Source organism: Streptomyces griseus subsp. griseus, from assembly GCF_000720255.1.
Classification (GTDB): Bacteria; Actinomycetota; Actinomycetes; order Streptomycetales; family Streptomycetaceae; genus Streptomyces; species Streptomyces griseus_I.
Genome location: NZ_JOJE01000064.1, coordinates 24153 through 32006, shown reverse-complemented (window position 1 = coordinate 32006; position 7854 = coordinate 24153). Strand labels below are relative to the sequence as shown.

Genomic DNA, 7854 nt, shown 5'->3' with positions numbered 1-7854 from the left:
GACGCCGAAGTCGGCGGCGATCTGTTCCAGCGTGACGCCGGGCTCGCGGTTGCGCGCGACCCTTACTACGTCCTCGCGGAACTCCTTCGGATACGGCTTTGGCACTGCGACATCCTTCCAGGCCGCCTCTCAGCAAGCCAGGTCAGGTGTCACCTGTCCGTGCAGCAGTCTCTTACGTCCTCATCGACGAGATCCACCGCCTCAACCCCCGCACCACCACCGGCGCCCAAGCCGCCGACCTCCTCAAAGACCTCACCGAACGCATCCACGCGACCTTCGTCTACGCCGGCATCGACGTCACCACCACACCCCTGTTCAGCGGCGTGCGCGGCGCCCAACTCGCCGGACGCGCCACCCTCATCACCTGCGGCCCCCTCCCCGCCCGCCACGGCCAGACCCGCCCCTTCACCGACGTCATCACGGAAGTACAGCAGATGCTGAGACAGTCGGAACCCCCGGCCGCCTCTGTGTTCCGGGGCGCTCCGGCACGGCCGGAGATGTCGTGGGCGTGGGACCCGCCCGCTCGGACGACGCGGTTGTCGGTCACGAGGAGCTCGCCGTCTCGGCTGACGGCCCAGATGATCGCCGGCCGGCCCGGGGAGGAGCGCCGTCCTCCGCTGCCGCGTCGTGTCCCAGGTCTCGTTGGTGATGCCGTCGTCGGTCAGACGTGCGGTGAGAAGCGTACGACCGCCGAGCTACGAGCGCGGCGTCACGGTGCGCCGATCCGCCCTGTCCATATGAGATGTGAGTGCTGCCCGGGTAACGGGTGTGGCAGGAACTAATCGGAACTTACTGGCAAGTTCCATTGACGGGCTTGTGGCTGAAACTTATCTTTTCCCTCACGGTTCGAAGTTACGCACATCGTTCGGGATATCGGACAGCTATCGAAGGGGGCAGTACGTGTTCAGCACCCGTCACTGGCCCACCAGCGCCACGCCCTGTCGATGCCTCCGGCGGGAGGCGGGCGGGTGGCGCTCTCCCGAGCGGCGGCGTCACTCCCGCGACTGGTCGAACTTCTGGAGCCTGGTGGCCGCGGTCGCGCTCAAGTCCGGCAACGATGCCATCACCTTCTTCGACCCCTCCGCCTTCGCACCCGACATCGACAAGGTGGCCGTCGCGCCGCTCAACGACTGATGCAGCGCCGGCCGGGGCCTAGCCCCGACCCCGGCCGGCGTTCCGCCTTCCCGGATCCCACTTCCTCCTTGTCCGACTGCCCGAACACTGCACGAAATACCGAACAGAAAGACGATAGATGGTGAACGCCGAACACGCGCAACAGCCGCAGTCCGACACCTACGTCATCGGAGTCGACTACGGGACGCTGTCCGGACGGGCCGTCGTGGTTCGCGTGTCGGACGGCACCGAACTCGCCTCCGCCGACCACCCCTACACCCACGCCGTCCTCGACCGGGAGCTGCCCGACGGGACCCCGCTGCCGCCCGACTGGGCCCTGCAGGTGCCCTCGGACTACATCGACGTCCTGCGTATCGCCGTACCGCAGGCGCTGGCTCGGGCCGGTGTGCGGCCGGAACAGGTCATCGGGATCGGTACGGACTTCACCGCCTGCACGATGCTGCCGGTGCTCACCGACGGCACCCCGCTGTGCGAACTGCCGCACCTCACCGGCCGCCCGCACGCCTACGTCAAGCTGTGGCGCCACCATGCGGCGCAGGCCCAGGCCGACCGGATCACCGACCTGGCCGCAGAGCGCAAGGAGCCGTGGCTGAAGCGGTACGGCGGGAAGATCTCCTCGGAGTGGGAGTTCGCCAAGGCACTGCAACTGCTGGAGGAGGACCGGGAGCTCTACGAGCTGACCGACCGCTGGATCGAGGCCGCCGACTGGATCGTGTGGCGGCTGTCTGGCACCTACGTCCGCAACGCCTGCACCGCCGGTTACAAGGGCCAGTACCAGGACGGCACCTACCCTTCCCCCGAGTACCTCGCCGCGCTCAATCCCGGCTTCGCCGACTTCGTGACCACCAAGCTGGACCACCCCATCGGTCAACTGGGCGATTTGGCAGGCACGTTGACGGCCGAGGCCGCCGCGTGGACGGGTCTTCCCGAAGGCATCGCGGTCTGCGTCGGCAACGTCGACGCCCATGTGACGGCGCCCGCCGCCACGGCCGTCGAACCGGGCCGGATGGTGGCCATCATGGGCACCTCGACCTGCCACGTCATGAGCTCCGACCAGTGGGCCGAGGTCCCGGGCATGTGCGGCGTCGTCGACGGCGGCATCCTGCCCGGCCTGTGGGGCTACGAGGCCGGGCAGAGCGGCGTCGGCGACATCTTCGGCTGGTTCATCCGCACCGGCTTCCCCGAGTCGTACGCCAAGGAGGCCGCCGCGCTCGGACGGAACGCACACGAACACCTGACGGCACTCGCGGCCGAACAGGAGATCGGCCAGCACGGACTGATCGCTCTGGACTGGCAGAGCGGCAACCGCAGCGTCCTGGTCGACCACGACCTCAGCGGAGTCCTGGTGGGCCTGACCCTGTCCACCCTCCCGGAGGACGTCTACCGGGCGCTGCTGGAAGCCACCGCCTTCGGCACCCGAACCATCATCGAGACATTCGAGACCGCGGGCGTGCCCGTCCACGAACTGATCATCGCGGGCGGCCTGACGAAGAACGCGCTGCTCATGCAGATCTACGCCGACGTCACCCGCCGACCCCTCGGCGTGATCGACTCTGCCCAGGGACCCGCTCTCGGCTCGGCGATGCACGCGGCGGTCGCGGCGGGGGCGTACCCGGACATCCGGGCCGCCGCCCGGGCCATGGGCAAGGCGCGTGCGGGCGTCTACCAGCCCGACCCGGAGCGGGCCGCGGCCTACGACCGGCTGTTCGCCGAATACCAGCTCCTGCACGACTACTTCGGGCGCGGCGCCAACGAGGTCATGCACCGACTGCGCCGGATCCGCGCCGAGGCGTCCGCCTGAGCGACTCCCTGTACCCGACGGCCCTCGCCTCATCGGTGGTCGTCACCCTGAAAGGAAAACCCTCATGAACACCAGCACCACCCCCTACCTCGAGCACGAGATCTGGTTCCTCACCGGAAGCCAGGGCCTGTACGGCGACGACGTCCTGCGTCAGGTGGCCGACCAGTCCCGGAGCATCTCCGAGACCCTCGGCCGCCCCGGCAAGCTGCCGGTCAGGATCGTGTGGAAACCGGTCCTCACCAACGCCGAGTCGATCCGGCGGATCTGCCAGGAGGCGAGCGCCTCCGACACCTGCGTGGGCGTGATCGCGTGGATGCACACCTTCTCACCCGCCAAGATGTGGATCGGCGGACTCAGCGTCCTGGACCGGCCGCTGCTGCACCTGCACACCCAGTACAACCTGTCGCTGCCCTGGCCGAGCATCGACATGGACTTCATGAATCTCAACCAGGCCGCCCACGGCGACCGCGAGTTCGGCCACATCGAGTCCCGTGTGGGCATCGACCGCAAGATCGTTGCCGGGCACGCCACCGACCCACGAGTCATCCGACGCGTCTCGGCCTGGGCCCGCGCCGCCGTCGGCCGCCACACCTCGCGCAGCCTGCGCCTCGCCCGCTTCGGCGACAACATGCGCGATGTCGCCGTCACCGAAGGCGACAAGGTGGAGGCCCAGCTGCGGTTCGGCTTCTCCGTGAACACCTACGCCGTCAATGATCTCGTCGCCGTCGTGGACGCGGTCGAGGACAAGGTGGCGGCCGAACTCGCAGAGGAGTACGTCGAGTCGTACGACGTGGTCGCGGCGCTGCGCCCCGGCGGCATCCGCCACGACTCCCTGCTCTACGCGGCCCGTATCGAGGTCGGCCTGCGGACCTTCCTCTCCGAGGGCGGCTTCACCGCCTTCACCACGAACTTCGAGGACCTCGGCGGCCTGCGCCAACTGCCCGGCCTCGCTGTCCAGCGGCTGATGGCCGACGGCTACGGCTTCGGCGGCGAGGGCGACTGGAAGACCTCGGCCCTGCTGCGCACGATGAAGGTCATGGGCGCCGGGCTGCCCGGCGGCACCTCCTTCATGGAGGACTACACCTACCACCTCGGCCCCGGCACCCCACGCGTCCTCGGCGCCCACATGCTGGAGGTCTGCCCCTCCATCGCATCCGCCCGCCCCCGCTGCGAGATCCATCCCCTCTCCATCGGCGGCCGCGAGGACCCCGTCCGTCTGGTCTTCGACGCGGCGCCCGGAAAAGCGGTCGTCGTCGGCCTCTCCGACCTCGGCGACCGGTTCCGGCTGACCGCCAACGCCGTGGATGTCATCAGCCCCAGCGAGCCGCTGCACCGCCTGCCGGTGGCCCGCGCCGTGTGGAAGCCCCGCCCCTCTCTCGCGGAGTCCGCCGAGAGCTGGCTTCTCGCCGGCGCCCCGCACCACACCGTGCTCAGCTCGGCCGTCGACATCGAGACACTCACCGACTACGCCGCCATGACCGGCGTCGAGCTGCTCACCATCGACGAGACCACCAGCATCGAGCAGTTCGCCAAGGAAGTCCGCTGGAACGCCGCCTACCACCGCCTCGCCCAAGCCCTGTGACAGCGGTGCAGCCCAAGAACCGGATCCGTATCCAAGGAGACGACGACCGATGACCGTACGAGTCCGCGACGGCCTGCGCCAAGAGGTGCTGAACGCGAACCTGGCCATCCCTCAGGTCGGCCTGGCGACGCTGACCTGGGGCAATGTGAGCGGCGTCGACCGTGAGGCAGGCGTCTTCGTCATCAAGCCCTCCGGCGTGCCCTACGAGGATCTCGCCCTCGACCACCTGGTGACCGTCCGCCTCTCCGACGGCGAGGTGGTCGACGGAGACCTGCGCCCCTCCACCGACACCGAGACCCACCGCTGCCTCTACCTGGCTTTCCCCTCCATCGGCGGCGTCACCCACACCCACTCCACCCACGCCGTCGCCTTCGCCCAGGCCCGCCTGGAGATACCGGTGCTGGGGACCACCCACGCCGACACCTTCAACGGCCCCATCCCCTGCACCCCCGACCTCACCGCCGAGCAGTGCGCGAAGGACTACGAGTACAACACCGGCCGCGTGATCGTGGACATGCTTAAGGAGGACGACCAGAAGGCCGTGGAGGTACCTGCGGCCATGGTCGCGGGCCACGGCCCGTTCACCTGGGGCGCCACCGCCCGCAAGTCCCTCGAACACGCCATCATCTGCGAGGCCGTCGCCGACATCGCCCTCCACACCCTGGCCCTGTCTCCGACCGCCCCGCCGCCCCCGCACCTCCTCAACCGCCACTACACCCGCAAACACGGCCCCGACGCCTACTACGGCAACCCCACTCCCGCACCGGCCGGATGAGCGCAGCGGCCGTCCCCGACCGGTGCGTCAGCGCCGACGGCCCCCGCAAGGGGTCGTCGTCGCCGTCATCCGGTACGGACCGGGCCAGCGGCCCTGCCGGTGGCTCTGCCCCTGCCCTCACCCGGCGGACGTCGAAGAGACCACCGACACGGACAAAGCCGAGAAGCCCCCTGCCGCCCAGCACGCCATCCCCGCACACCGGCCTGCAGCCGACCCGGAGGAAGAGCTCACCCTCTTCGCGAGCGGCCCGCAGGGGCGCGGGGACATGGAGGCACCATGAGGTCCCCGGTACAGGAGACCCTGCCGTTCGAGGACCTGCCGGGGGTCTGCGCTGGCGTGACCTGCACAGCTGGTGGCAGGACACTCACGGGTTCAACAGTGAGAGTGACGCCGGTGAGGATCTTTACCAGCGGCTCCTCAGGAGCCTGCCCGGCAACTCACCTGGTCAGAAGAACCTCTTCACGGCCTACCGTACGGCTCGCCCGTTCTGCGCGGATGACCTTGCTCTCCTGCCCGAGGTATGGCTGCACTGGGATCCCAAGACCGTTAAGGAACGCGGCCCCGAAGCGTTGCTGCGTTCCCGGATGGACTTCCTTCTGCTGCTGCCCTTCGGACAGCGTGTCGTTCTGGAGGTCGACGGAGTACAGCACTACACGCGCGACGACGGCCGTACTCCCGACACCGCCAAATACGCCGAATGGTCGCCGCCGACCGGGACCTCAAGCTCAGGGGCTACGAGGTTTTCCGCTTCGGCCACGACGAACTGAAACGGCCCGAGGACGCCAAGAAGCTTCTCCTCCAGTTCATCCCAGACATGTTCAGCCGCTTCAGAGTCAGGCTCTGACGCCTCGGTGGTCTCCAGCGCGCGACCGACGAGCGAACCACCCAGGAGTCGGACGATCACAGCGGTACTCCCATCCGGCGCCACGGCCGGTAAGCCAGCCAAGCGGACCAAGAGCCTCGAAGGGCCGGTCCACGAGTCGCAGCGTAGGCCAGCCCTGTCGAGTCAGTTCCTGCATGCGGGACGGGCGTCCAGCGCCGTGCGCAGGCGCTTGGCGATGGGCTGGTACCGCTGGACGAAGCTGAGGTCCTTCAGCCGGTCGGGCTCGGGCAGCTGCCGGTGCGGGGAAGGCCGGCGCTCGGAGACTGCCCATCCAAGGGGGCGCAGCCCGTGTCGTACGGGAGAAGGCGCCCGGCACCGACGGCGACTCAGGACCGGTCACCGCCGTCCACCTCGCCCCCTCCCGCCGGGCACACGTGGCTGCAATGTCACGGCGGGTGTTGCGTGTCGGGGCGCGAGGGGCTGGTGGGACCGGGGGAACACCGCGCGCCCGACCATGACCGGTCCGCCCGCCGCCGTCACCTGGGCGGCCGATGGCCTGGGTGGAAGGCATGAGTGCGTGACGTGGACACTGCCGGAGCCGATACTGGCCACCCCCTGCCTGATCCTGCTCTGCAGCCCGGTTGGGCCGGCGAGCCGAAGTTATGGACAGGGTTTGTTGTTGTCCGTTGTCCAGTGCCAACGGCCCGCTGCGAGGTCTCGAACCTCGAAGTCGCCCGCTAGCCAGATGATCTACATCCTGGACACTGCCCCACCACCGACACGAGCAGCAAACCTCGCCCACGGTGCCCCGCCCGCTGCCACCCCCTGGAAGAAGACCCAGTGCTGAACGGTCGCTCGTTACTGAGCCTCCGCCATCGGGCAGGCGGCGGCGAGCTCGGCCTGGACGACGTCGTCGGCGTCCAGGTCGTACAGGGTGCGGCGCCGTGTCGGCGAGCAGTTGCGCGACGCGCTCCCACTCCGCGAGCTCCGCCGGGCCGCGGACGTCGTCCGCCAGGTCCTCGTGCCTGGAGTCCTGCCGGGCGTCGAACCGCGCGTCCTCGAGGGCCGCCGCGATGGCGCCGGCGTCCACCCCTTCGCCCGGCGCCGGACGACGCGGCGGCCGATGCGGGCGGGGTCGACCGGCTCCCGGGGCGCGCGACGCGCGGGGCGAGCGGACGGCGCGCAGTGCGCCGGGGCGGACAGGGCGTGGTCATCATCGGCCTTATCTTCGTGCTGCGGATTCGGAGCGGGCCGCCGCCAGAGCGCTGTACGACGGCCCGCCGGATTGAGCCGAAGCTCAGGAGTTGTCACCGTCGGGACCGGCTGAGCTGGTGAATGGGAGCGGTCGAAGCAGCCTGGCTGTCCCAAGCGAGGCATCGGACTTGTCACAGACGCTCATTCAGCAGCCTATCTGTCACCAGCTACCGGAAGCCGGGGGGTTCTCTGCGGCGATTTCATGAGGTCATGGCCGCTACACGCGCTGGGTCGGGGAGAGTAGTCGAAGCCGCTGACACCGGGTCCGTATGATCGCAGCAGTGCAGCTGCGAGGAGGACCTTTTCGTGTCGACGGACGTCGATGCGGGCAGGCCAGGTCTGGATCCGCGTGACGGCTGGACGAGACGGTGAGCGGTCTAGTGGCGGGCAGGTGGAGACGATGCGTCCTGTTCGGTACAGGACCTCGTACAGGAGCCGGTGCTCACGAGCGGCCCGCGGCACTTCACCTGGCGTCGGGACAAGGG

Annotated in this window: 6 protein-coding genes and 1 pseudogene; all 7 read left to right on the top strand. The window is 69.1% G+C overall.

Annotated elements, in window-relative coordinates; genetic code table 11:
* Positions 1-161 precede the first annotated feature (161 nt).
* Positions 162-440: pseudogene (locus IG99_RS51060) on the top strand (TniB family NTP-binding protein); the annotation flags it as partial.
* Positions 441-900: 460 nt separating this feature from the next.
* A complete protein-coding gene (locus IG99_RS49310) occupies positions 901-1134 on the top strand; it encodes a carbohydrate-binding protein (protein ID WP_158973355.1) in 234 nt (77 codons plus the stop codon).
* A gap of 118 nt (positions 1135-1252) precedes the next feature.
* Positions 1253-2935 (top strand): ribulokinase, encoded by a 1683-nt coding sequence (gene araB / locus IG99_RS41190; protein WP_037683742.1) that lies wholly within the window; start codon positions 1253-1255, stop codon positions 2933-2935.
* A gap of 64 nt (positions 2936-2999) precedes the next feature.
* A complete protein-coding gene (araA, locus tag IG99_RS41185; RefSeq protein ID WP_037683739.1) occupies positions 3000-4517 on the top strand; it encodes an L-arabinose isomerase in 1518 nt (505 codons plus the stop codon).
* Between the two features lie 49 nt (positions 4518-4566).
* On the top strand, positions 4567-5292 hold the full coding sequence (gene araD / locus IG99_RS41180; protein ID WP_037683737.1) for an L-ribulose-5-phosphate 4-epimerase AraD: 726 nt from the start codon (positions 4567-4569) through the stop codon (positions 5290-5292).
* Positions 5293-5314: 22 nt separating this feature from the next.
* Positions 5315-5572 carry a DUF6248 family natural product biosynthesis protein gene (locus tag IG99_RS52265; protein WP_394298083.1) on the top strand — a complete coding sequence of 86 codons (258 nt, stop codon included), beginning with the start codon at positions 5315-5317 and terminating at the stop codon, positions 5570-5572.
* Positions 5573-5989: 417 nt separating this feature from the next.
* Positions 5990-6136: a hypothetical protein gene (locus IG99_RS49305; RefSeq protein WP_158973354.1), complete on the top strand. Its 147-nt coding sequence runs from the start codon at positions 5990-5992 to the stop codon at positions 6134-6136.
* Positions 6137-7854 lie beyond the last annotated feature (1718 nt).